The organism is Rhodococcus sp. WB1 (assembly GCF_001700945.1).
Taxonomy (GTDB): Bacteria; Actinomycetota; Actinomycetes; order Mycobacteriales; family Mycobacteriaceae; genus Rhodococcus; species Rhodococcus aetherivorans.
The window spans coordinates 2,312,471-2,337,982 of the sequence record NZ_CP015529.1; the positions used below are offsets into that span (position 1 = coordinate 2,312,471).

Consider the following 25,512-nt stretch of genomic DNA (forward strand, 5'->3'; position numbering starts at 1 on the left):
CCAGGCGACCGGTGCGCCGGCTCCGTATCCGTGGTGGACGGAGTCTGCGGCTTCCCTGCGCGCACCACCACCCGGTACCGGCGCTGCGCCAGATGCGCGTCGACCGTGGGGCTGTCCGAATCGGGTCCGACGGTCTCGCGGAGGTGTTCGAGCGCGTCGACGGCGGTGATGCCGCCGGCCTGGCGTGCGGCGTGCTCGACGGCCTTCGCCGGAAGCGAGAACGCGGCGCGGCCGCGCACGTGGGGCAGGGCCAGGGTGCCGGCCGGATACGTGTCGACGAGGTCGTCGGCGCTGTCGGTGCCCAGCCGGCCGAAGTACAGCCCTTCCGGCAGGACCACCATGGTGGCCGCGAAGCGATCCCCGCCCACGTGGAGGACGACGGATGAGCAGGGCCCGGATGTGGCCGTGCGCTGCGTCCACGGCATCGGTGACCGCATCGGGCAGAATGCCGGAATTCGGATTCGGCCACTGCGGCGGTTTACCTCGAACAACGCACCGTGACGGAGAGCGTCAGGAACGCTTCATCCTCTCGCACACCCGATCGTCGGCCGAACACCCCGCGCGGCAGATTCTGACCAACGCATCGACCAGTCTGGCGGGTGGCGCGACGAGGCCGGGCGTTGGTCCGCAGGTTCGCGCCCTCTCGCGGTCGGAGTGGGGCCGCGGGATGCGGGTGGAGGCGCCGCTGACGTTGTGGACGATGCGATGAGCGCATGGGCGGGGCATCACGGTTCTGTCGGGGTGAGCGCGTCCCAGAATCGGTCGGGCACCGAGGGCCACTCGTCTCGCCACCGCCCGGCCTCCCAGGCCGCGCGCAGATCCGCGAGCAGCGCCACCAGGTGCGGCCCGCCGTCGAGCAGGTAGCGCACGATGCCGAGCGTGGCGCATTGCGCGGTGATCGTCGCGAGCAACTCCTTGGCCTCGTCGGCGCGGTCGGCCGCGGCGAGGGTGTCGACCAGCAGCCGCCGTGCCTGCAGTAGCGCCCGCGGCCGGCCGGCGTCTGCGAGCATGTCCACCCATTCCTGCGCCCAGGTGCAGGCCAACTCCGTCGCCGCCGGTGTGTCGTCGTCGAGCAGTGCCCAGATGGCGACGGTCTCGTCGAGTTGGGCGGTGATCGCGTCGACCCCGTGCACCGGCCGGCGCCGCTCCGCATAGGCGATCGGGGGGCGCGGGGGAATGCCGGCGGTCGGGGGCAGCCGCAACCGTACGCGTTCCTCCTCGATCCGGGCCCGCAGCCTGGGCAACGTCAGCGTGTGCGCGGCCCGAGCGCCCGCATCCAGGCGCTGCGCGGCCGCCGCGCGATCGCCCCGCACCGCCTTGATCCGGGCGCCGATCGCGTACCGGGCCACCTTGAAGTCCACGGCACCGCCCTCGTAGCCGAGCAGGTAGGCCTCGTCGAGGAGTCGTTCCGCCTCGTCGAGGCGGTCCTGTTCGTACAGCAGCTCGCCGAGCAGTGACGCCGCGAGTCGGGCGGCGAGAGAGTGCCCGTCGCCCCGGCTGCGGGATACCCGCAGACCCTGCCGGAACCGCTCCTCGGCGGTGGCGATGTCGAGTCGTTCGTGCGCGGCGAGGCCGAGGCAGCAATAGCTGTGCATGTGGGCGTATGGCCCGTGGTTGCGGGCGTGGTATGGCGCGGCCCACTCCTGAAGCCGCTCCGTCGCGTCGAAATCGAACCGGTAGATCGCGGCCATGCTGGCGAGGTTCGCGGCCGCGGACACTACCCAGGGTGAGAGCGAGTCGGCCCGGGCCAGGCTGGGGCGGACCAGCTCGTCGATGGTGTCGAAGCGGTCGCACCGGGCCGCTACGACGGCACGCACCACCCCGACTTCGGCTCGCAGGTCCTCGGTCTCGTCGGCGGTGAGAGGCGCGGTGGTGAGGAGGGATTCGACGGCCTCGAGGGCCTGTTCGGCGGGGCGAACGCGGTTCAACAGGATCGTGGTCCATGCCACCATCAGTTGCAAGCGGGGGCGGTTGGACAGCACCGCCGGGGGTAGCTTGTCGAGAAGCGCCAGCGTGGACGTCACCTGGGAGTGCTCGAGCAGGCTCGCGCCGTGCCGTTCGACCAGGTCGACGGCCATCTCCTGATCCCCCGCGGCCTGGGCGTGGGTCACCGCGTCGCGGATGATCGCGTGCTCGGCGAACCATTGGGCCGCGGTGCGGTGCAGCTGCGTCACGCGTTCGGGGGTCTCGCGTTCGATTCGGCGTTGCAGGAACTCTCGGAACAGGTGGTGGTAGCGAAACCAGGTGCGGTCCTCGTCCATCCGGCGCAGGAACAGGCCGCGGTCCTCGATCTCCTCGAGCAACGACTGGCATCGAGTCGTTCCGGTGAGCACGGTTGCCAGCTCTGCAGAGACGTATTCGCAGATGCAGGTGGCGAGCAGGAACTCGAGAATTCGGGGTTCGAGGGTGTCGAGGACGTTCTCGGCGAGGTACTCCCCGATGACATGGTGGCGGCCGGTGATTCCGCGGATCAGCTCTGCCGGATCGTCGCTGTCGCGCAGCGACAGCGAAACCAGCTGCAGCGCGGCCACCCAGCCGCCGGTGGCGCGGGTCAGTGCGTCGACGTCGTTGTCGGTCAGGCGGAGTCCGGCCAGCTCGACCAGCAGCCGTCGTACCTCCGGAGGGTCGAACCGCAGGGTGGCCGCGTCCACCTCGATCAGCTCGTCGCGCAGCCGCATGCGGCTCAGCGGCAGTCCGGTGCGCGCCTGGCTGGTCACGATGATCTGCAGGTGATTGGGGTCGGCGTTGTCCAACAGGTACGCCATCGCAGCGATGGTCGCGGAGTCGGAGACTCGGTGCCAGTCGTCGATGATCAGCGCGACGTGCTCCTCGGACTCCTGGATTTCGTTGATCAACGCGGTGAGCACATACTGCGTGGCGTCGTCGCCGTACTCCTCGAGGACCGCGCCGAGATCCTGGGCCAGGGCCGGCCGCACCTGTCGGAGGGATTCGAGCAGATGCGCCAGAAGCCGCACGGCCCCGTTGTCGTCACTGTCGACGGACAGCCAGGCCACCTGGACGCCGTTGTCGGCCAGTTCGCGCGACCATTGTGCGGCCAGGGTGGTCTTGCCGAAGCCCGGCGGGGCGGTGATGGCCGTCAGGATGCGCCGCCCACCCACACGCAGCAGCCGCAGCAGGCGCTCGCGGACCACCAGGGGGCGGGTCGCCGTCGGTGGGCGCAGCCGCGTGGCAGGCACCGGTGGGGTCAGCCGGCCGGATCCGGTCCGCCGCCGGCGGCCGGTGCCGGTCGTGGCGCGGGGGTGCGCGGCGCCGAGGTCGGTGGGCTCGCTGGCATCGGGCACCGGTAGCTCGTCCACCGGCAGCCCGTGGTGTTCCTCGACCGCACGCAACTGCTCGCCGAATGCGGCGGCGGTGCCGGTGCGTGAGGTCGGATCCCGGTCCATCGCGCGCTCGAGCATCTCGCCGACATCATCCGGGATGCCGGTGCCGCCGTGCAGGTCAGGTGCCGGCCCGCGGGTGATCCGTAGGAACTGCGCGACCACGGATTCGCCGCGGCGCCTCTCGTACGCCGCGTGCCCGGTGATGGCACAGAACAAAGTCGCGCCGAGCCCGTACACGTCCGCCGAGCGGGAGGGGGATTGTCCGGCGAGCACCTCCGGGGCGGTGAACGCCGGAGATCCCGTGACCGCGCCGGCGGCGGTCTCGAAAGCCCCGGCGACCCGAGCGATTCCGAAGTCGGTCAGCTGCGGCTCACCATAGTCGGTGAGCAGGATGTTCGCCGGTTTCACGTCCCGGTGCAGCATGCCCATGCGGTGCGCGGTCTCCAACGCGCCGGCGATCTTGACGCCAATCCCGAGTGCGTCCTCCCACCGCAGTGGGCCCTGCTCCCGGATCCGGGCCTCGAGCGAGTTGCGGCGGTGGTACTCCATCACGATGTACGGCTGACCGGATGCGGTGGCGCCGACCTCGTGGACGGTGACGATATTCGGGTGGCCGGACAGCCGCCCCATTGCGCGCTGCTCACGCAGGAAGCGTTCGAGGTTGTCGGGGTCCGGTTCCGAGGTCAGCACCTTGATCGCCACGGTGCGGTCCAGGGCGGGCTGCCGACACCGGTAGACGACGCCGAAACCACCCCGGCCGATCTCGTGCACGTCCTCGAACCCGGCCGCGACAAGTTCGGCCACGATGCGCGGCGGGGTCTCCCGCTGCGTCGCCAGCGGATCGCTCTCGGCCATCGGCTGCCTCACTCATAGCCGGGGTTGGTCGAATGCCCTGATCATATCCCCGTGGGATCGGAGGCGGGGCGATCGAACGGACGACCAGCGGCCTGTCCATCGAGGGAGTGGGCATTGTCGGCGGGCACCCACGCCTGGGGTCGCATGTTCCCCGAGAACCATTGTGCGGCAGCAGAACCCGACTCGTCGACCTACGCGTCGGCGTCGCGGCGGCGTCGGCCGCGACGCCGAAGTCGGCTGTCGGCCGGTTGTCGGCCCCGGTTGGCCATTCGCCGATACGCGTGACGCACCGCCTTCTCAGCGGACGCTCAGCGAGCGGTTGGCCGCGCGGCGGCGACGTCGGTGTGTTGGCCGCACCCCAGAGCTGGAGCTGGTACGAGGGGCCTCGTCTGTCGCCAGGATTCGGCGCGGAACGGGTCCTCGAGGATGATCGGGTAGCCGGGGACAAGACTGTTCACCTCGTCTTGGCCGGCGATGGTGTATCCGGCAGTTCGGGGCCGGCGGGGACCGGGTCCGGGCGTCGGGCGGGTTTGACGCCGCTCGAGGCTCGGAGGGCACCGTGCAGCGTCACCCGCAGCGGATTCTGGGCGGCGTGTGCGAGGAGGGTGTGGAACTCGACGTCGAACCTCAATGGCTCTTTCGATGAGAGCGATTCGCTTCCCCGACCTGCCGTCGACCTCCCTGACCACGCTGCAGGAACTGGACTTTCACCCACCGCGGCAGTCATGACCGCGCCTGCGCACACCGCACTCCCGCGGTGGAAGGCGGGACCGGCCCGCAGCTGGGCGGCGTTCCCGCTCGCCGCCTGTAGTGGCGGTTTCTGGGGTCGTGTGGCTTCTTCGGCAGATCGGCACGAGATCTCGTGCCGATCTGCCGCGATGCGCACCTACAGTGGGTGCACCCACCGCAACCGCGGTCGGAGAAGGGCGCCGTGCACACCTTCGAGGATCCGAGGTGAGAGATGACTGCATCCGAAGCCGGTTCCGCGGAATACGTAGTCGAGTCGACCGGCGCCCCCGTGACCGCCCCGGGGTGATTCGGGTGACCACCGCAGAGAACGCCGAGTCCGGCGGCAGCCGGCAGCAGGTCCGGCCGGGTGCCGCCACCGGGACCGTGGTCGCCGTGTTCGGGGCGCTGGCCGCCCTGGCCGGCATCGAGCACGGGGTCGGGGAGATGCTTCAGGGCTCGGGCCCACCGCCGGGGTGGGTGATCCGGTCCTGGCCCGAGCACGCGGCGTTCGAGGCCCTCGGCGGCGAGCCCGCCCTGACCGTGCTCCCCGACCTGCTGGTCTCCGGGGTCGTCACCGTGGTGGTGGCGACCGCGCTGGGTGCCTGGGCGATCGTCGGCGTGCACCGCCGGCACGCAGGGCCGCTGCTGCTCGGGCTGTCGTTGCTGCTGTTGGCCGTGGGCGGCGGGTTCGGGCCGCCCCTGCTGGGCATCGTCTTGGGCTTGGGCGCAGCCTGGCCGGCCGTATCCCCGCAGCACTTCGGCGCAGCCAGGCGCTCCCTGGCACGGATGTGGCCGTGGGCGCTGGGAGCCGGCGTGGTCGGCTACCTGGGATTGGTCCCGGGCACTCTGGTGATGCACGCGGTGTGGGGTTCGACGAGTCCTGCCGGGGTGTACGGGCTGATGGTGCTGGCCTTCGGCGGGGTGATCCTGGCGCTGCCGGCGGCCCGGGCCCGCGACCGGCTCGAGGCCGGGCGCGGCGTCGCACACGCGCAACCCGGCAGCGGCCACCGCAGCAGGGGCACCCGATGACCTTCCGTGCCCGACCGCACCAGATCGCCCCCGGCGTCCACCTGCTCCGGGCCGGCCGGAGCGCCGCCGCCTCCAACGTCTACCTGATCGCGTCGGGGTCGACGTGGGTGTTGGTGGACGCGGCCTGGGCCGGCAGCGCCGAGACCATCACCGCGGCGGCGGAGTCACTGTTCGGCACGGGCACGAAGCCGGCGGCGATTCTGCTGACCCACCTCCACCCGGATCACTCCGGGGCCGCCGGGGCCCTGGCCCGGACCTGGGGGGTGCCGGTGTACGTCCACCCCGCTGAGCTGCCGATGGCCCCGGGCCGGTACCTGCCGGAGTACACGATGCCGCTGGACCGGTGGGTGGTGATCCCGCTGATGCGGCTGCTGCCCCGGCGGACTCGGGCCCGGATCGAACAGGCGGGCAGCCTCACCGACGTGGTGCGTCCGCTGGGGCCGGGCGGCGTGGTGCCGGCGCTGCCCGACTGGCAATGGGTGCACACTCCCGGGCACACCCCGGGTCACGTGGCCTACCTGCGACGCAGCGACGGCGTGCTGATCGCCGGGGACGCCGCGGTGACCGTGGACCTGAACTCGGTCCTCGGGACGCTGACCGGCCGGCGGCGGCTCGCCGGACCACCCCGGTACACCACCTGGGACCAGCCGGCGGCGGTGCGGTCCGTCGCTGCCCTGGCGGCGCTGGAGCCGCGGGTGCTCGCTCCCGGGCACGGGCTGCCGCTGGCCACCGCAGCGGCCGAGGCACTGCACCACCTGGCCCGGAAACTGGACCGGCCTCGGGCCGGTCGGCTGCGCCGGGGGCTGCGCACGCTCCGGGTCGCTGTGGCCGCACCCCGGTACGGCGGAGCGGGCCGGTATCGGCCCCCACCGCTGGTGTACGCCCGGCTGCAGTGGCTGGGTCACGCGTTGACCCGGCTGCGGCTCAGCCCGCGATATGTCGTGACGCTCGAGGTTCCCGGGCGCCGCTCCGGTGTCGTGCGCCGGACCAACCTGGTGCTGCTGGACCACGACGGCGAGCAGTACCTGCTGTCGCTGGCCGGGCAGTCCCAGTGGGCCCGCAACGTGGGGGCCGCCGGCGGGCGCGCGGTGCTGGCCCGCGGCCGCCGACGCAGGGCTGTCACGTTGGTCGAGGTGCCGGTCGCCGACCGGGCCGGCCTCCTCCGCGCCTACTTGCTGCGGGGAAGAGTTGGCGGCTGTGGCACCGCGCTACCCGGTGTTCCGGGTCACCGACAGCGGACAGCCGGCCCACCAGACGAGAGCACCGCGATGACCGTCACCCGAAGAGCGGCCCCGCCCGGTACTGCGTTCCCCGACATTCGCCCACCTCCGGGGGACCTGGCGGCCCATGGCCGGCTACCGTCGCAGCCTGCTCGACGTCGAGCACCCGCCCTGTGCTCCGCCGGGGGTCGGACCCCCATCGCGGCATACGCCGCCATGCGGGTGCTGTGCGGCATCGCGGCGGTCGTCGCCATCGCCAGGTCGATCACGACCTTGCTCGGATCATGGATCGACCGACCCTCGCCGCGGTGGTGCAGTGACGGCTCCCGGGGATCGGCGCGGTGGTGCACACGGTGACCGAGGCCGGCAGCCTCGACGAGGCGCGCCGCCGCCTCGACCGGACCAGGGGGTGCCGTTCAGGTGGCCAGGTCGGCGGCGTGGCGACGGGCCCGCTCGGCCGCCTGCAGCTCGAGCCCGTACAGCAACCCGAAGGTGAACCCGTTCTCCCCGGGTGTGGTCCCGGCCCGGGCACCGAACTCGCGCAGCAGGTCGGTGGCGACGGCGCTGTCCCGATGTTCGCCGAGGACCTGCTGGATGTTCGTGTAGCGGGCGATCTTGCGCTTCGCGCGTGTGCGGCCCAGCAGCGGGGCAGCCAACTCGACGGCGTAGCGGGCCCGCTCGGCGGCCTTGCGGGCCCGACTCGGCGCCGCCTCGTCCTCGTCGGCGGCGGCCCGCACCCGGCTCAGGGCCGTGCGTTCGGCGGTGCGCACCGCCTTCTCGATCACCCGCGCACCGTCCCCATGGTCGGTCAGCGGTGGCTGCGTGCGCCAGCGTGCCAGCGCGGCGAGCAGCATGCGATACCGGTCGGAGTCCAGGGCGCGCAGCACCTCGTCGAGGTGGCGGCGCTCGTCGGCGAGCAGATCGGTGTCGAGCCGGGACGCCACCGGGCCCATCACCACTTCCGGCGGCAGTGTCTCGAGCGCGGCGGCCAGCCGGGCGCGCTGCACCTGCCGATCCCGAACATGACCGAGCAGCCCGGAATACCAAGACAATTCGGAATCGAGCCAGGTGCGTTGCGCGGGTTCGAACAGGTCCTGCCACACCCGGAGGGTGCTGCGCAGCCGCCGGATACCGACCCGGGTGGGATGTATCGGGTCCAGACCGCGGCGCAGCCACACGTCCCCCGCGCCGATCGCCTCGATCTGGGCGTCGAGGTAGGCACCGAGCATCCGCCGCGCTGTGGGGGCCTTCCCGGTGGGGGTGTGGGGGCCCGGGGCCGGGTCGGTTGCGGCGAGGGCGTGCTCGAGCTCGCTGCGGTGCGGGGCCGGTGCGGCGCCGGCGCGGGCCAGGGCCGCGGTGACGGCGGTGCGGTGCTTCTTCGTCGCCGCCGTACCGAGGTCGAGGTGGAGCTGGTGCCACTGTTCGACGGTTGCCACCCGGCCGATCACGGTGGCCTGGACCGTCTCGACGATGATCTGCGCGAGCAGCCGGTCCTTGCGGTCGTACCACTCGTGCCGGTGCTCGCCGATGCCGAGGGTGACCGAGCGTCGCAGCGGCCGCCCGCCCGTCAGGCCCGCCACCGCCGCGGTGAGTTCGTCGGGCACGAGGTCGCTGTCGGTGGAGGCGAGGTGCAGTTCGGTACCGAGCGTGCCGCCGGGAACGGCCAGTTCCCAGCCGGGCTCGTCGTCGGGGCCGGGATTTCGGTACCGGAGGACGCTGTCCCAGTGCCGCAGATCGCGGTCGTCGGTGTCGAGGTAGATGCTGTGGCGCTCGGGGCCGGGGTGCTCGACGTGCCGTGCCTTCGGCAGGATGTCCTGCCATCGCGGCAGGTCCCCCCGGGACGACGCGAGATACGTGGTGTGGGCGGGCGCGGACGAGGCCATGACTTCGAGTCTGTCGCATCCGGCCGGGCTTCGGCAGTGAACGCGCCGGGTTCCCGCCGCAGGATGGTCTTCGGCAGTGGGCCAATCGACGGTCGAGGATCTCCGGGAATACGTGCTACATCCGCTCGTCTGGTCACCGACTCGACCCCGGCGGCCGCGGCGACGCTGGCCGCCCTCGGCAGCACCGGGCTGGTGGACTGGCCGGTGCCGGCCGCCGTCGGGGACGGGGCACCGGCCGCGAAACGGCTGATCCCGTACCGGCCCACCACCCGAGTCCAGTCCGGTACCACCACCGCTGCTGCGCCGGCGCGGTCGTCGACGCAGCCGGAGAATGCGGCGACGGTCGCACCGAGGCCCCTGCCGACGCCGGCGACGGACCGGACGGCCCGGCCCGATCCGGCGCGGGTGCGGTCACCGAAGCGTAAACCCCGGGTCGAACGCGCGGTGCAGTATGTGCGCGGAAGCTCTTGGGCCGATCAGGCTTTCACGAATCTGACCGAGGCACAACTGCACGTGCTGAAGTGGTGTCGCGAGATCGCGGGCACACGGATCCACGGCGCCACTGCGGTTGCTGCGGCCCCCCTTGACACCGGCGGTGCTCGGAACCGATCCTCGACCTCATTCCGCGACGGTCCCCGTCACAGCTCGAAACGGAGCATGCCATGACAACGCCCCGAGTTCCGGACATGCGCCGGTCGTACCTGCGGGTGCGGGACGTCGACCTGTACTGCGAGGACACCGGCGGTGAGGGCGAGCCGATCCTGTTCCTGCACGGGTTCTTCTTCGACGGGCGAATGTACGAGGCGCAGATCGCGGCGCTGAGGGATCGATACCGTTGCCTCACCCTCGATTTCCGGGGACAGGGCCGCTCCGGGCACGCCCGGAGCGGCTACCAGCTCGAGCAACTGACCGCCGACGTGCTCACCGTGATCCGGCGGCTCGACCTCGCACCCGCGCATCTGGTGGGGCTGTCGATGGGCGGCTTCGTCGGGATGCGCATCGGAGCGCGGGAACCGGACCAGGTGCGCTCGCTGACCCTGCTCAACACCGGCGCAACCCCGCACCCGCCCGCGAAGTACCCGCTGCACCTGGCCCTGACGGCCGTGGCCCGGCTCCTCGGGCCGTCACCTGCCCTCGTGCTGCGCGGCATCGAGAAGGAACTCTACGGCGCACCGTTCCGCACCGACCCCGCCCGGGAACCCGAGCGTCAGGCGTGGCGCAGGCGGTGGGCGCAGGCCGACCGGTCGTCACTGGCGAACACGATGCTCGGCATGATGGTCCGCCCCGACATCCGGGACGAGCTCCCCGCGGTGAGCGTGCCGACGCTGATCGTCGCGGGACAACTGGATGTCGAGATGCCGCCGCATCTCTCCCGCGAAATGCACGCGCTGATCCCGGGCTCGCGACTGGTGGAACTCGACGGGGTGGGCCACAGTTCGACGCTGGAAGACCCGGCCCGGGTCACCGGCATCCTGGAGCGTTTTCTCGCCGAGGTCGGCTGACCGAGGAGAACCCCCGGGGTGCGTGGCCGCCGGTCCGACAGGTCCGCCCCTCACCCGGGCGACATCGTCTCGACCTGCGCCTCCTAGATCGGACGGAACCCCGCCCCGGCGCCGCCCCGCGCATCGGCGTCACCGACGACGGCCGTCATGCTCGTGCCGACCTCCGGACCGAGGCAGGCAACGCTGAGATAGCCGTTCACCATGCCCACGAGCGTGGTTCCGACCACCACCGGACCTCCCGAGTCGCCGAGGTCGACGCACGTCTGCGTCCAGGTCTGCCCCGAACCGAACACATCGCCGTAGGCCACCCCGCAGGTATGCCCCGTGGTGCGGCCCTGCTTGCAGACGATGTCCGGGAACTGCGCCGGTCCCCCGATCCCCGTGATCGTCGTGTTTCCCACCCGATTCACGGGCGCCACCTTCGCCGGCTCGAACACGATCACCGCGTAGTCCAAGTCCGCATCGGTGTAGGCGATCGTGCCGACCACACCGGCGTCCGGATCGGCCTCCGAGGCGACCGTGGACCCGGCGTTTCCGCAGTGCCCCGCCGTGAATCCGACCAGCCGGCCCCCGGAATCGGGGCCGATCGTGGTGAGGGTGCAGTAGTTCCGGCCGTCCATGACGATACCGGAACCGCCGCCGAGGACGGCCGGATCGGCGGCCGCTGCAACACCGGTGCCGGCGAGCAGCGACGCGCCGACGGCGAGAACGAGGATGCCGAGTCTCATGGCGGGCCTCTCCCGAAGGTCGAGCGAACGAGTCGGACACGCGCAGGAACGGGAGGGTCGCGCGTACGATCCACCGCCCTCGGGCGCTGTTTCTCGATCATCCGCCGCACCGGGTGCTGTTCGCAGCGTTTTCCGGGACGAGAACACGCGGCGGGGACCGATCCGGGGAAGGGAACGACCGGACCGGCAGATCGGGGACAGCGGTGCGACGGGGGCGCGGGATCGTCGCCGCGATCGCCTCAGGGCGAGACGGGCGGAGGCGGGGTATCGCCGTGGATGACCAGCACCGGGCAGTGTGCGTGCTCGGCGCATGCGGCGCTGACCGAACCGAGCAGCAGGCCGCTGAAGCCGCCGTGCCCCCGGCTTCCCACCACCAGGAACTGCGCGTCGCGGCTCTCGTCGAGCAGGACGCGCGCGGCTCCGCCGCGGCGAACCAGTTCCTGCACGGACACGCCGGGCTCGCTCCCGAGGACCCCGGTGACCGTCTCGTGCAGCATCCCGGACGTTTCCCGCTCCGGATCCCAATCGCTCGGCCAGCCTTCCGCGGCGGCCCAGGGAATCTCCCATGCCGCCACGGCGTCGACCTCGAACCCTGCCGAGCGGGCGACGAATCGTGCCCAGCGCAGTGCCCCCTTCGACGGCTCCGAACCGTCCACTCCGACCACGACGCGGCCGGTCATTCCGTCATCGGTCACGACGACTCCTCTCCTGCCCGGCGCGGTCGGAACGGTCGGCGCCGGGATCCTCGACGCAGGCGGCGCCGAGGGACGGTCGTTCGCCGCCGCATCCGGGTGGTACGGCTTCGTGCGGGCCGGTGCGTGACCGCCCGGGTGAACTCTCGAAGCTCGTGCCGGAAGGAAAGCTGGACTCGACCACCGCGCAGCGGGAGTGCCCTGTACCGACGCGGTGCGTATCGACATCGGAAACGATGCCCATGGACCCAGTCTATGCTCGCGCTCGCCCGCAGGTACGCATCGGCGTCGACGTACTGCGGAGCGGTTACCAGCCCGCCGATCCGGGGATTCCCTTGAACGGGCCGACGACCGAGCTGGTGATCCAGCCGCCGTAGAACCCGCCGGGTTGCGGGACGACCTCCTCGCCGTCGACGGTGCACCGGTCGACCTGGGCGGCCATCACCGCGACGGCCCCGGCGATCGCGCGGAAGGCGGGGGTGGGATCACGGTAGGTCCATGCCGCTTTCGGCGCGACCCGCGAGTCGGTCACCAAGTCGTAGTAGCTCGCCCTGCCCTTCCACTCGCACCACGACGAGCCCGGCGTCTCCCGAAGCACCCCTTCGGCGAAGGCGTCGGCGGGAAGGTAGTAGGTCGGCGGATGGCTGGTCTCCAGTACCCGCCAGGCGCGCGTGCTCGACGCGATGGTCCGGCCGCCCCGTTCCACGGTGATCGAGCCGGTGAAGGTCTCCACGCGGGGCGGGCGCGGGTAGTCCCACACCGACTCCTGCCCGGCGGCAGGTTCGACGGGTCTCGGACGGGTTGTCACGGCGACCTCCTCGTGGTCACCTCCCCAGGGTACGGGCACGACCGCGGGGCCGGGGCTGTCGGGACCGAGGGTGCCGGGTAACCGAGTTGCGGCCCCTGCGTCCGTGGGCGACGAGTCAGGACCGCAGCAATGCGCGGCTCGTCGGTTCCGAGTCGTCGAGGCCGTCCACTACGCTACCGGCCGATCCCTCCTCGGCCGTGCCGGTGCCCTCCACTCCCGACGGTGTCGGTGGACCGCTCAGAACAGGCGCCGCATGATCTTCAGCGCAGCTTGGGTGTAGGGCGGGTAGTTCATCGCCGGATCCGGGCGGAACGGCTTGACGAGCACCGCCTTGCGGTGACTGAGCGCCTCGAAACCGTAGCGCCCGTGGTACGCCCCCATTCCGCTGGCGCCCACGCCACCGAACGGCAGTTGTGGGGCGAGGACGTGCATGCCGACGTGGTTGACCACCACGCCACCCGCGCTGATTCGCTGCGTGATCTTCTTCTGGGTGTTCAGGGATTTGGAGAACACGTACGCTGCAAGGGGTTTGGGGCGGGCACCGATGAAGTCGAGGGCTGCGTCGACCGAGTCGACGGTGAGGATCGGCAGGATGGGCCCGAAGATCTCGTCCGTCATGACCGGGTCGTCGGGTGCCGGATCGACGATCGCGGTCGGTTCGACGGTGAGAGTGTCACGATCGCACCTGCCGCCGGTGACGATGCGTCCGGTTGTGGACTCCAGATACGCCTCGAGCCGATCGAAGTGACGGTGGTTGACCACCCGCATCCCCGGCTGCGGTTCCTCGCTGCGGAACAGGGCGATCGTGTCGACGATCTTGTCGACGAGCCCGTCGCGGACGGACCGCTCGACCAGTACGTAGTCGGGCGCGATGCAGCTCTGTCCGGAGTTGAGGAGTTTGATCCAGGCGATGCGCCGCGCGGTGACCTCGAGATCGGCGTCCTCGGCGACGATGACCGGAGACTTGCCACCGAGTTCGAGGATCACCGGCGTGAGCTGCGGGGCGGCGGCGGCCATGATCTTGCGGCCCACCTCGGTGCCGCCGGTGTACAGGGCGAGATCGAATCCCTGCGCGAGCAGGCTCTGGGTGAGCTCGGCATCGCCTTCGGCGACCACGACGGCCTCCGGGTCGAGGTACTGCGGAATCAGCCGGGCGAGCAGCGCGGACGTGGCGGGGGCCAGCTCCGACGGTTTGATCACGGCACAGTTTCCGGCGGCCACTGCCGCGACGAGCGGACCGAGCGTCAGATACACCGGGTAGTTCCACGGTGCGATGATCAGGACCACTCCCATCGGCTCGTACTGCACCCAGCCGAGTGCGGGAAACTGGTTGATCGACAAGGACTTCGGTCGAGGAAGCATCCATCGCCGGACCCGCTTGCGGGCGTAGGCGGCTTCGGCCCGGGTGGAAGCGACGTCGCCGAGCCAGGCTTCGACCGCGTTTCGGCCCAGGTCCTCCTGCAGGGCGGCCGCAATCTCGGCTTCGCGCTCGTCGGCGAGTTTCTCGATGCCGCGGAGCTGGCGGATGCGCCATCCGGCATCGCGCGTGCGTCCGGTCGCGTAGGCCTTCCGCAGTCGGGTCAGGAGTTCGGTCGATGTGTCGGTGGATGTGACGGTCATGTGGTCCTCCAGGCGGAAGTCGAGAGTGGATGTGCGGTCGGCCTGTCGCGGCGGAACGGCGAATGGGCGGACGGCGGCACGGGGGCCGGGGCGAGGTCGTCGACGACAGGGCCTCGGGCGCGGGTCGTGGGGATGCGCCGGCGCAAGCGGCACCCGGACGGTGGCCCGAGCCCGCGGCGGCGGGTGGCACCGAATCGGGCGGTGCCGCGCCGACGCGGTGCCCCGACATCCGGAGCGATGCCCATCGCCACAGTCTAGGACCCGCTGGTGCCTGCGGATACGTGTCGGCCGATTACGTGTTCAGTGCACGGCAGGAGCCCGACGGGCAACTCGATCGGAAGGCCTCGGAGGTCGCCGAGCGCTCCGGACGGTATGCGTCCGAGGCGTGCCCACAGTCGTCTCGCACGACGCACCGGTCACGATCGCACGAGCAGATCGCTGTGTCCGGGTGGGGGCGGCGGATACCATCGAGTTCTCGGCGCTGGCACGACGGCTCTCGGATTGGAGCTCGATTATGGCCGATGACGCGAAACTCCTCGACTATCTGAAACGGGTGACCGCAGAGCTCTATCAGGCCCGGGAGAAGCTCCGCGAGGTCGAGGGGGTGAGTCGCGAACCGATCGCCGTCGTCGGGATGGGGTGCCGGTTCCCCGGCGGCGTCCGCTCCCCACAGGATCTGTGGCACCTGGTGGAATCCGGTTCGGAGACCGTCTCCGGGTTCCCCACGGACCGGGGTTGGGAAGCGGCGGATCTCTACGATCCGACGGGCCGGCAGGCCGGCAGGACGTACACGGTGCAAGGTAGCTTTCTCGACGATGCAGCGGGTTTCGACCCGGAGGTCTTCGGAATCTCGCCTCGCGAAGCACTGGCGATGGACCCGCAGCAGCGACTCCTGCTCGAGACGAGCTGGGAGACCTTCGAGCACGCCGGCATCGATCCGCGGTCCGTGCACGGCAGGCAGATCGGCGTCTTCACCGGTCTGTCCGGAATCGACTACTCGGCACGGGCGGGCGGCGCCCCGCCCGAGGAACTCGCGGGCTACTTCATCACCGGCACCGCCATGAGTGTCGCCTCCGGCCGTGTCGCATACAGCTTCGGACTGAACGGACCCGCGATCACCGTCGACACGGCATGCTCGTCGTCCCTGGTGTCCGTCCACCTCGCCATGCAGGCACTGCGCAACGGCGAGTGCGAACTCGCCCTGGCCGGCGGGGCGACCGTCATGTCGACGCCCGCGGTGTTCGTCGAGTTCAGCCGGCAGCGTGGACTGGCCCACGACGGGCGCTGTAAGGCGTTCTCCGCCGCGGCCGACGGTACGGCGTGGGGCGAAGGCGCCGCGATCCTCGCGCTGGAACGCCTGTCCGACGCCGAGCGCAACGACCGCCGGATCCTCGCCGTCGTCCGCGGCAGCGCGGTGAACCAGGACGGCGCCAGCAACGGCCTGACCGCCCCGAGCAAGCAGGCCCAGGAACGGGTGATCCGGCAGGCCCTGACCGACGCCGGACTCGGCCCGGCCGACGTCGACGCGGTCGAAGCCCACGGCACCGGCACCACGCTGGGCGATCCCATCGAGGCGTCCGCCCTGCTGGCCGGCTATGGCCGCGATCGGCCCCCCGACCGGCCGTTGTGGCTCGGCTCGGTGAAGTCGAACCTCGGGCACACCCAGGCAGCCGCCGGAGTGGCCGGAGTGATCAAGATGATCATGGCGATGCGGCACGGTGTGCTGCCGAGAACGCTGCACGTCGACCGCCCCACCCCCCACGTCGACTGGTCCGCCGGATCGGTGTCCCTGCTCACCGAGAACCGGGAATGGCCGGCGACCGACCGGCCCCGCCGGGCGGCGGTCTCCTCGTTCGGCATCAGCGGCACGAACGCCCACGTCGTGCTGGAGCGGCCGGCCCCACCGCCGGACGCTGCGCCCACCGACGGGATCGACGGATCGGACGACGTCGTGGCCTGGTTCGTGTCGGGCCACACCGAACCGGCGCTGCGCGCGCAGGCCCACAGGCTGCGGGACTACGTCGCCGACCACCCCGAGCTGACACCCGCCCAGGTGGCCGGCCCGCTGCTGACCTCCCGCGCGACCTTCGACCACCGTGCCGCCGTGCTCGGTACCGACCGGACGACCCTGCTGTCCGGTCTCGACGCGCTCGGCCGAGGCGCCCCCGACCCCGGTGTGATCACCGGCGTGGCGGTCGAGGCGGGCGACCGGCCGGTGTTCGTCTTTCCCGGGCAGGGCGCGCAGTGGGTGGGCATGGCCACCGAACTGCTGGAGTCCTCCCCGGTGTTCGCCGACAGCCTGCGCGAGTGCGCCGACGCCCTGGCCCCGCACACCGGGTTCGCGCTGCTCGACGTGCTCCGCGACCGCGATCCGGCGGCCCTGGACCGGGCCGACGTCGTGCAACCCGCGCTGTTCGCGGTGATGGTCGGTCTTGCGCGGCTGTGGCACGCACACGGCGTCGAACCGGCGGCCGTGGTCGGGCACTCGCAGGGCGAGATCGCCGCCGCCCACGTCGCCGGCGCGCTGACCCTGCCCGACGCGGCGCTCGTCGTCGCGGCCCGCAGCCGGGTGATCACGGAATCGGCCCGGCGCGGCGGTGGCATGGCGTCGGTGGGTCTGCCGGCGGACGCGGTGCGGCAGCAGATCGAACCCTGGGCCGGGACCGTCGAGGTGGCGGCGATCAACGGTCCGGCCGCCACGGTCGTGTCCGGCCCCGGCGACGCCCTCGAGGTACTGGTCGCGCGGTGGCAGGCCGACGGTGTCCAGGCCCGGCGCATCACCGTCGACTACGCCTCCCACTGCGCGGACGTCTCGGTGCTGCGCAGGCCCATTCTCGACGCTCTCGCCCCGATCACCCCGCAGCGTTCGCGGATCCCGTTCTACTCGACGGTGAGCGGGGACATGATGGACGGCACCGCACTCGACGCCGACTACTGGTACCGGAACCTGCGCCGGCCGGTGCGCTTCGAGGACGCGACGAGATCTCTGGCCCGCGACGGGTATCGGCTGTTCGTCGAGTCGGGGAGCCATCCGGTCCTGACCGTGCCGCTGCAGGAGACCCTGGACGCGGCCGGCATCGCGGGTCGCGCCCTCGGCACCCTCCGGCGCGACCGGGCAGGCCTGCGCCAGTTCACCACCGCCCTCGCCGAGGCACACGTGTCCGGGGCGCACATCGAGTGGGACCGGGTCGGGTGGGCTCGCCGCGCCGGTCACCGGCCGTGGGTGGACCTGCCCACGTATGCCTTCCAGCATCGCCGCTACTGGCTCGACGGGGGCGCGCCGCAACGTGATGCCGCCGCAGCCGGCATGGATGCCGGGGACCACCCGATGCTCGCCGCCTCGGTCGAACTCGGCGACGGTCGCGGCGCGGTGTTCACGGGCGTGCTGTCGCCGCACCGACTGCCGTGGCTGAACGAGCACGCCGTGGACGGCACCGTGGTGCTGCCCGGCACGGCGTTCGTCGAACTCGCCTTGCACGCCGGGCATCGCGCCGGCTGCAGCCGCCTCGCGGAACTCACCCTCGAGACGCCCGCGACGGTTCCCACCGGTGGGGAGCTCGCGGTGCAGGTCGCCGTCCTCACCGCCGACGACGCCGGGCACCGCACGGTGTCGGTGCACTCCCGCCCGGCGGACGCCCCGGCGCAGACACCGTGGACCCGGCACGCCGTCGGCACACTCACGGGCGCGGTGCACACCGCGCAGGTTCCGATCCGGCAGTGGCCCCCGGCCGATGCGACGCCGATCGACGTGAGCGGTCTGTACGACGCGCTCGACGAGACCGGATACGGGTACGGGACGGTCTTCCGGGGCCTGCGCGCGGCGTGGCGCCGCGGTGACGACCTGTACGGAGAGGTGCGCCTGGGGGGAGAGGACCCCGCCGCGGCGGTCGCCGGGTACGGGATCCATCCGGCGGTGTTCGACGCGGCGCTGCACCTGATCGCGTTCGCCGCCGCCGAGGCCGGCGCCCGCGACCTGCGACTGCCGTTCGCATGGGACGACGTGCAACTGCACGCCGTGGGTGCCACCGCCCTGCGCGTACACATCGCCCCGGCCGGACCCGAACGGTACCGGGTGGCCGCGTACGACACCGCCGGCAAGCCCGTGCTGACCGCGCGCTCGCTGGCGCTGCGGCCGTTCGCAGGTCCGCGGGCGCCGGCCGCCACGACCGGCACCGGCCTCTACCGCGTGGAATGGATCCCGGTCGAGGCCGGCGCGGCCCCGACGGCGGACCTCGCCGCGCTCGGGGAGGCACTCACCGGCGGCGATCCCGCCGGCCGCACCCTGCTGCTGGCCGGGGAACCGGACGACGAATCCGACGTGCCGACGCGCGCGCACGCCGCCGCGGAGGCGGCGTTGCGGGCGGTACAGGCCTGGCTCGCCGACGAGCGGCTCGCCGAGACCCGACTGCTGGTGACGACGCGCCGCGCCGTGGCGGTCACCGACGACGAACCGATCGACGTCGGCGCCGCGCCCGTGTGGGGGCTGATCGGTGCCGTGCAGAACGAACACCCGGACCGGATCACCCTGGTGGACCTGGACCGGCCGCCCGGTGACCTGCCCGATCCCACCGTGCTGTCCGCGGCCCTGGCCTGCGACGAACCACAACTGGCGGTCCGCGCCGGGACACTCCTCGCGCCCGTGCTCGCGGCGGTGCCGACCGCCACCGACGCAGCCGCGGATCCGGTGCCGTTCGGCCCCGACGGCACCGTCGTCGTCACCGGCGGCACCGGAACCATCGGCCGGCTCGTCGCCCGTCACCTCGTGCGGCGGTACGGGGTGCGCCGGCTCGTGCTGACCGGCCGACACGCGGTCCGCGGCGAGCGGGCGACGGACCTGCGCGCCGAGTTCGCCGAGGCGGGCGCCGAGATCCGCGCCGTGACCTGCGACGTGGCCGATCGAGCCGCGGTGGCGGCCCTGCTCGACGCCGTCCCCGACCTGTCGGGTGTCGTCCACGCCGCCGGGGTGCTCGACGACGCCACCGCCGCCACCTTGACTCCGGACCAGTTGCACGCCGTCCTGCGCCCCAAGGTGGACGGTGCGTGGCATCTGCACGAGCTCACCCGCGATCGCGGTCTCGCGGCGTTCGTGCTGTTCTCCTCCGCGGCGGGTGTGCTCGGCGGCGCCGGCCAGGCGAACTACGCGGCGGCCAACGTCTTCCTCGACGCGCTCGCGCAGCACCGCCGCGCCGAGGGACTGCCGGGACTGTCCCTGGCCTGGGGACTGTGGGACCGCCCCAGCGGGATGACCTCCCATCTGAATGCGGCCGATCTGGATCGGCTCCAGCGCACCGGCATAGACACCCTCACCCCCGAAGCGGGGCTGGCCCTGTTCGATGCGGCGCTCGCCGCGAACCGTCCGTTGACGGTGCCGATACGGCTCTCGGCGCCCGCCCGCCGCTCCGACGGCGAGGCCCTCCCCCCGATCCTGCGCCGAGTGCTCGGCACGTCCCGTCGGCGCGCCGCGGCCGCCCCGTCGGCCCCCGGCCTCGCCGACGAACTGCGGGCGCTCGACCCCGCCGAGCGGCACGCCCGGGTCCTCGAAATCGTCACCACGCACGTCGCGGCGGTACTCGGCCACGACGGGAAGGAGGCCATCGATCCGGAACGGGCCTTCAAGCAACTCGGCTTCGACTCGCTCACCGCGGTGCAGCTACGCAACCAGCTGACGACGGCCACCGGGGTGCGGCTGGCCGCGACGGTGGTGTTCGACCACCCCACCGCGGACGCGCTCGCCCGCGAGATCGCGGCACGGCTGCTCGGCCCCGAGGACGCCCCGCAACCGACCCGCACGGCGCGCCGGCGCCACGACGACGACCCGATCGCGATCGTGGGGATGGCCTGCCGATACCCCGGCCAGGTCTCATGCCCGGACGAGCTGTGGCGCCTCGTCCGCGACGGCCGCGACGCGGTGGGCGCGTACCCCGACAACCGCGGCTGGAACCTCGACGAGGTGTACCACCCGGATCCCGAGCGCAGCGGCACGACCTACATGCGGGCCGGCGGATTCCTCTACGACGCCGACCGGTTCGACGCCGCGTTCTTCGGGATCAGCCCCCGCGAGGCCGTCGCGATGGATCCGCAGCACCGACTGCTGCTCGAAAGCGCCTGGGAAGCACTGGAATACGCGGGAATCCCGCCGAACTCGCCCGGGCTCACCGACACCGGCGTGTACGTCGGAATGATGGGCGGCGACTACGGATTCCACCTCATGACCCGGCGGAGCACCGACGCCGAGGGCTACCTCATGACGGGCACCAGCAACAGCGTGGCCTCCGGGCGGATCGCCTACTCGCTCGGCTTCACCGGTCCCGCGGTCACCGTCGACACGGCGTGTTCGTCGTCCTTGGTGGCGCTGCACCTGGCGGCGCGGGCCCTGCGCGACGGCGAATGCACCCTCGCGCTGGCCGGTGGGGCGACGGTGATGGCGACCCCCGGCGTGCTGATCGAATTCAGCCGCCAGCGCGGACTCGCCCCGGACGGGCGGTGCAAACCGTTCTCCGATCGAGCGGACGGCACCGGGCTCAGCGAGGGCGCGGGCATGGTCGTGCTCGAGCGGCTGAGCGACGCCCAGCGCCACGGCCACCGGGTGCTGGCACTGATCCGCGGCTCCGCGGTCAATCAGGACGGCGCTTCGAATGGCCTGACCGCCCCGAACGGTCCGTCGCAGGAACGGGTGATCCGGCAGGCGCTGGCCGACGCTGCCCTCGACCCCGCCGACATCGACGCGGTGGAGGCCCACGGCACCGGCACGACACTCGGCGACCCGATCGAAGCCCAGGCGTTGCTGGCCACCTACGGGCAGCAACGCGACGGCCGGCCGCTGTGGCTGGGGTCGGTCAAGTCGAACATCGGCCACTCCCAGGCGGCGGCCGGGGTGGCCGGCGTGATCAAGATGGTGATGGCGATGCGACACGGTGTGCTGCCGCCGAGCCTGCACAGCGACGCCCCGACCCGGCACGTCGACTGGACCTCCGGCGAGGTCGCGCTGCTGGCCGAGGCGGTGGCATGGCCGCAGACCGGGCGCCCCCGCCGCGCCGGCGTCTCCTCGTTCGGCATCAGCGGCACCAACGCCCACATGATCCTCGAGGAGCCGCCCGACGTCGCCGCACCGGCGGCCCCGCCGCGGTCGGCGTCGCCCCTGGTGTGGGTGCTCTCCGCCAAGACCGACGAGGCGCTGCGCGCGCAGGCCGCCCGGCTGACGGACGTCCTCGACAGGGACGCCCTCGACACGGGGGCCCCGCCGGATCCGGCCGATCTCGCCTATTCGCTGGCCACCACCCGGTCCGGCTTCACGCACCGCGCCGCCGTGACCGGCGAGACGCTCGCCGACCTACGCGACGGCCTGGCCCGCCTCGCCGAGGGACGCGCAGGCGGCAACGCCGTCGCCGGGACGAGCGCCCGCGGGAGGACGGCATTCATGTTCACCGGCCAGGGCGCGCAGCGGATCGGAATGGGCCGCGGCCTCTACGACACCTACCCGGTGTTCGCCCGGGCCCTGGACGAGACCTGCGCCGCCCTCGACGAGCACGTCGACACCCCGATACGGCAGGTGATCTGGGGCGACGCGGACGAAGCCGCCGCGAGACTCGACCGCACCGAGTACACCCAGCCGGCCCTGTTCGCCGTCGAGGTCGCCCTTTACCGACTACTGCGGGAATGGGGCCTCACCCCCGACTACCTGATCGGACATTCGATCGGAGAACTCACCGCGGCCCACGTCGCGGGCGTGTTCAGCCTGCCCGACGCCGCCGCCCTGGTGGCCGCGCGCGGACGGCTGATGCAGGCCACCGCCCCCGGGGCGATGATCGCCGTCCGGGCCCACCCGGAGGACGTCCGGTCGCGGATCGACGGCCGAGTCGACCTTGCCGCGGTGAACGGCGCCGAATCCGTGGTGCTCGCGGGAGCTGCAGCCGACGTGCACGCCGTCGCCGCCGAACTGTCCACCGCGGGAATCGCGGTCACCACGCTGCAGGTCGAACGCGCGTTCCATTCGGCGCTGATGGACCCCGTCCTCGACGAGTTCACCACCGTCGTGTCGCGGCCGGCGGCGCAGCCGCCGACGATCCCCGTCGTCTCCACTCTCACCGGGCGCGTCGCCACGGCCGAGGAACTGACGTCGCCGCAGTACTGGCGCCGGCACATCCGCCGAGCCGTGCGCTTCCACGACGGCATGCGCACCCTCGCCGAACTCGGCGTCTCCCGCTGCGTCGAGATCGGACCCGGCGCGGCCCTGGCCGCTCACGCCGCCGAGGTCGTCCCGCACCCGATCGCCACGTTGCCCGGGCGCGGGGACGACGCACGGGGCTTCGTCGAGGCGGTCGCCGCTGCGTCCGTGCAGGGCCTGGCGATCGACTGGGATCGGGTACTGCCCGGCCGCCGCCGGGTGGACCTGCCCACGTACGCCTTCCGGCGTCGCTCCTTCTGGCCGTCGGCGCCCGCACGCACCAGCGGTGATCCGACGGAGTTGGGGTTGAGCCCGGCGGACCATCCGCTGCTCGGCGCGGCCGTGACCCTCGACGACGACACCACCGTGTTCACCGGAGCGCTGTCCCGGCACCGGGATTCGTCGCTCGCGGCGCCGCAGCCCGGCGATCCGCCGACCGACGCTCCGCAGACCCTGGTACCGGCCGTCCTGGTCGAGCTGACCCTGCACGCCGCCCACCACGTCGGGTGCGACCGCATCGCCGCTCTCACGCTGCACCACGCGCTGGGCCTGCCGGCCGCGGGGTCGCTGCCGATCCGGGTGCTCGTGTCACCGGCCGATGAGGACGGCGCGCGCACCGTCACCGTCTCGTCGAACATGGGACCGGCCGACGGCCCCTGGGTGCGGAACGCGTCGGCGACCGTCGACGACGTGCTCGCCGCGCAGCCGGACCGGCTCCCGGGCGACACCACGACCGAGGTGCGCCTCGACGACGGCGTCGACCCGAGCGGCTTCGGGATCCATCCGCAACTGCTGCAGGCGGCGCTCGACCCCGTCTTCGGGCCGGACGACTGGCCGCTGACCTGGTCGGGAACCCGGCTGCACCGCACCGGTGCGCAGGCGGTGTCGGTGCGGTGCGCGACGGGCGAGGACGGGCGGTACCGCGTCGACGCCACCGATGCCGACGGCGCGCCGGTGCTGACCGTCGAGGCGCTGCACGTGGTGCCCCGGACGGGCGACGGGGACGGCGCGGGCCCGTCCGGCGCGCGGCGACTGCACCGCCTGGCATGGACCCGAATCGACGACCTCCCGTCCGAGCCGCCGCCCGGCCCGATGGTGGTACTCGGCGCCGCGGATCTGGAATCGAGCTTGTCGCGCTGTCCCGACGCGGCGGCGCTGCGCACCGCGAGGGCAGCCACGCCCGACGACGGGCGGCCCTGGACGGTGCTGGTGGGGTGCGGCACCGACGGCGACCCGGGCCCGGAGGCGACCCACCACCTGTGCGCCCGGACGCTGCGACTGCTGCAGGACTGGCTCGACGACGCCGAGTTCGCCGACAGTGTGCTGGTGGTCGTCACCCGCAACGCGACGGCCACCGGCGAGGAGGGCGAAGGGGTCGACATCGACCTCGCGGCCGCCGCCGTGTGGGGTCTGGTGGGCTCCGCGCAGAACGAGAACCCCGGGCGGTTCGTGCTGCTCGACCTCGACCGGGAGACGGACGTCGACACGGCGATCACGTCGGCCCTGGCCAGCGGGGAACCGCAGGTCGCGGTCCGGGGCCGGGCCGTGCTCGTGCCCCGCCTGCGGCGCATACCGGCCGTGCAGCGATCCGGTCCGCTGTTCGACCCCCGCGGCACCGTGCTCGTCACCGGCGGCACCGGCACCGTGGGAGGGTCGGTGGCGCGCCATCTCGTCAGCACGCACGGGGCGCGGCATCTGGTGCTGACCAGCCGACGCGGACCCGACGCCGACGGAAGCGACCGGCTACGCCGCGAACTGCGCAATGCGGGCGCCGAGGTGCGCATCGTCGCCTGCGACACCGCCGACGCGGCGGCACTGGCCGGTCTGCTGGCCCGGATCCCCGCCGAGCACCCCCTGACCGCGGTGATCCACGCGGCCGGAGTCCTCGACGACGCCACCCTCACCTCGCTCACCCCCGACCGGCTCGACGCGGTGCTGCGGCCGAAAGTCGACGCGGCCTGGCACCTGCACCGGCTGACCGCCGGGGTCCACGCCTTCGTGCTGTTCTCGTCGCTCGCCGGTGTGCTCGGCGCGCCCGGGCAGGGGAACTACGCGGCGGCGAACCGGTTCCTCGACGCCCTCGCCCAGCATCGGCGAGCCCACGGCCGGCCCGCGGTCTCGATCGCGTGGGGCATGTGGGCACCGCCGAGCGCCATGACCGGCAGGCTCGGCGCGGTGGATCTCGCCCGGGCCCGCCGTAGCGGACTGGTTCCGATGAGCGAGGCCGACGGCCTGGACCTGTTCGACAGCGCCCTGGCGTCCGACCTCTCCGCCGTGGTAGGGGCTCGGTTCGAGCACCCCGGTGCGGCCGCGACGTCCGTTCCCGCTCCGCTGCGGGGACTGGTGCGGCAAGCGCGGCCGCGCGCGGCCGGCTCGGGGTCGGCGTTGTCCGGACCGAACGGATCAGGGCCGTTGGAGTGGGCGCAGCGGCTCACGGACCGGTCGGTGCCCGAACAGCGGCACCTCGTGCTGGAGCTGGTGCGAGCCGGAGCTGCCGCAGTCCTCGGCCACGACGCGTCGGACTCGGTCGATCCCGACCAGGCGTTCAAGGAACTCGGCTTCGACTCGCTCGCGGCAGTGGCCTTGCGCAACCATCTCGGTGCCGCGACCGGTCTGCGGTTACCGCCGACGGTGGTGTTCGATCACCCCAGCCCCCGGGCCGTCGCCGAGTTCCTGCGCGCGGAGCTGGTCCCGGACCCGGTGTCGGTGGCCGTCGCCGGGATCGACCGCCTGCAGGCGGTCGTCGCCGACCTCGGTGCCGACGACGAGGCACGCGCGGCGGTCGCGCAGCGGCTCGAAGCCCTGCTCGCCGACCTCGCGGGAGCCGAGCGGGGCCGCGCCGACACGGTGGACAGGATTCACGCCGCGACCGGTGACGAGATCCTCGACATCATCGACCGGGGTCTGTGAGCCGACGAGCAATCTCCCGGTGACCGCCGGG

At 72.5% G+C, this 25,512-nt stretch carries 11 protein-coding genes; 5 read left to right on the top strand and 6 right to left on the bottom strand.

Annotation, left to right across the window (positions count from 1 at the left end; translation table 11 throughout):
- Nucleotides 1-143: 143 nt before the first annotated feature.
- On the top strand, nt 144-386 hold the full coding sequence (locus tag A4U64_RS10325) for a hypothetical protein (RefSeq protein ID WP_198163412.1): 243 nt from the start codon (nt 144-146) through the stop codon (nt 384-386).
- Between the two features lie 339 nt (nt 387-725).
- Here A4U64_RS10325 and A4U64_RS10330 read toward each other — a convergent pair whose 3' ends face one another.
- Entirely contained in the window at nt 726-4,196 is a 3,471-nt protein-coding gene (locus A4U64_RS10330; protein ID WP_065922534.1) for a serine/threonine-protein kinase, read from the bottom strand.
- A 1,041-nt stretch (nt 4,197-5,237) separates the two neighbouring features.
- Here A4U64_RS10330 and A4U64_RS10335 point away from each other — a divergent pair.
- Both A4U64_RS10335 and A4U64_RS10340 read left to right on the top strand, forming a co-directional pair.
- A complete protein-coding gene (locus A4U64_RS10335; protein WP_006936541.1) occupies nt 5,238-5,954 on the top strand; it encodes a hypothetical protein in 717 nt (238 codons plus the stop codon).
- Nucleotides 5,951-7,531, top strand: coding sequence for an MBL fold metallo-hydrolase (locus A4U64_RS10340; RefSeq protein WP_232334187.1), 1,581 nt, complete (start codon nt 5,951-5,953; stop codon nt 7,529-7,531). Before A4U64_RS10335 ends, A4U64_RS10340 begins: the two co-directional genes overlap by 4 nt.
- Before the next feature lie 59 nt (nt 7,532-7,590).
- Here the strand turns inward: A4U64_RS10340 and A4U64_RS10345 are convergent, their stop codons facing one another.
- Nucleotides 7,591-9,057, bottom strand: a complete 1,467-nt coding sequence (locus A4U64_RS10345) for a CYTH and CHAD domain-containing protein (protein ID WP_065922535.1) — start codon at nt 9,055-9,057, stop codon at nt 7,591-7,593.
- Nucleotides 9,058-9,719: 662 nt separating this feature from the next.
- On the opposite strand from A4U64_RS10345, the gene A4U64_RS10350 reads away from it, so the two are divergent.
- Nucleotides 9,720-10,559: an alpha/beta fold hydrolase gene (locus A4U64_RS10350; RefSeq protein ID WP_198163413.1), complete on the top strand. Its 840-nt coding sequence runs from the start codon at nt 9,720-9,722 to the stop codon at nt 10,557-10,559.
- An 83-nt stretch (nt 10,560-10,642) separates the two neighbouring features.
- Here A4U64_RS10350 and A4U64_RS10355 read toward each other — a convergent pair whose 3' ends face one another.
- The 4 genes from A4U64_RS10355 to A4U64_RS10370 all read right to left on the bottom strand — a co-directional run bounded on the left by A4U64_RS10355 (nt 10,643) and on the right by A4U64_RS10370 (nt 14,407).
- The gene (locus A4U64_RS10355; protein WP_006936531.1) at nt 10,643-11,287 is read right to left on the bottom strand and encodes a hypothetical protein; all 645 of its coding nucleotides are present in this window, start codon (nt 11,285-11,287) and stop codon (nt 10,643-10,645) included.
- 239 nt (nt 11,288-11,526) lie between these two features.
- On the bottom strand, nt 11,527-11,982 hold the full coding sequence (locus A4U64_RS10360) for a universal stress protein (protein WP_080688533.1): 456 nt from the start codon (nt 11,980-11,982) through the stop codon (nt 11,527-11,529).
- 304 nt (nt 11,983-12,286) lie between these two features.
- On the bottom strand, nt 12,287-12,787 hold the full coding sequence (locus A4U64_RS10365; RefSeq protein WP_065922536.1) for a DUF427 domain-containing protein: 501 nt from the start codon (nt 12,785-12,787) through the stop codon (nt 12,287-12,289).
- Between the two features lie 237 nt (nt 12,788-13,024).
- The gene (locus A4U64_RS10370) at nt 13,025-14,407 is read right to left on the bottom strand and encodes an aldehyde dehydrogenase family protein (RefSeq protein WP_006936525.1); all 1,383 of its coding nucleotides are present in this window, start codon (nt 14,405-14,407) and stop codon (nt 13,025-13,027) included.
- Nucleotides 14,408-14,921: 514 nt separating this feature from the next.
- Here A4U64_RS10370 and A4U64_RS10375 point away from each other — a divergent pair.
- Entirely contained in the window at nt 14,922-25,481 is a 10,560-nt protein-coding gene (locus tag A4U64_RS10375) for a type I polyketide synthase (protein ID WP_065922537.1), read from the top strand.
- The last annotated feature ends 31 nt before the right edge of the window (nt 25,482-25,512 follow it).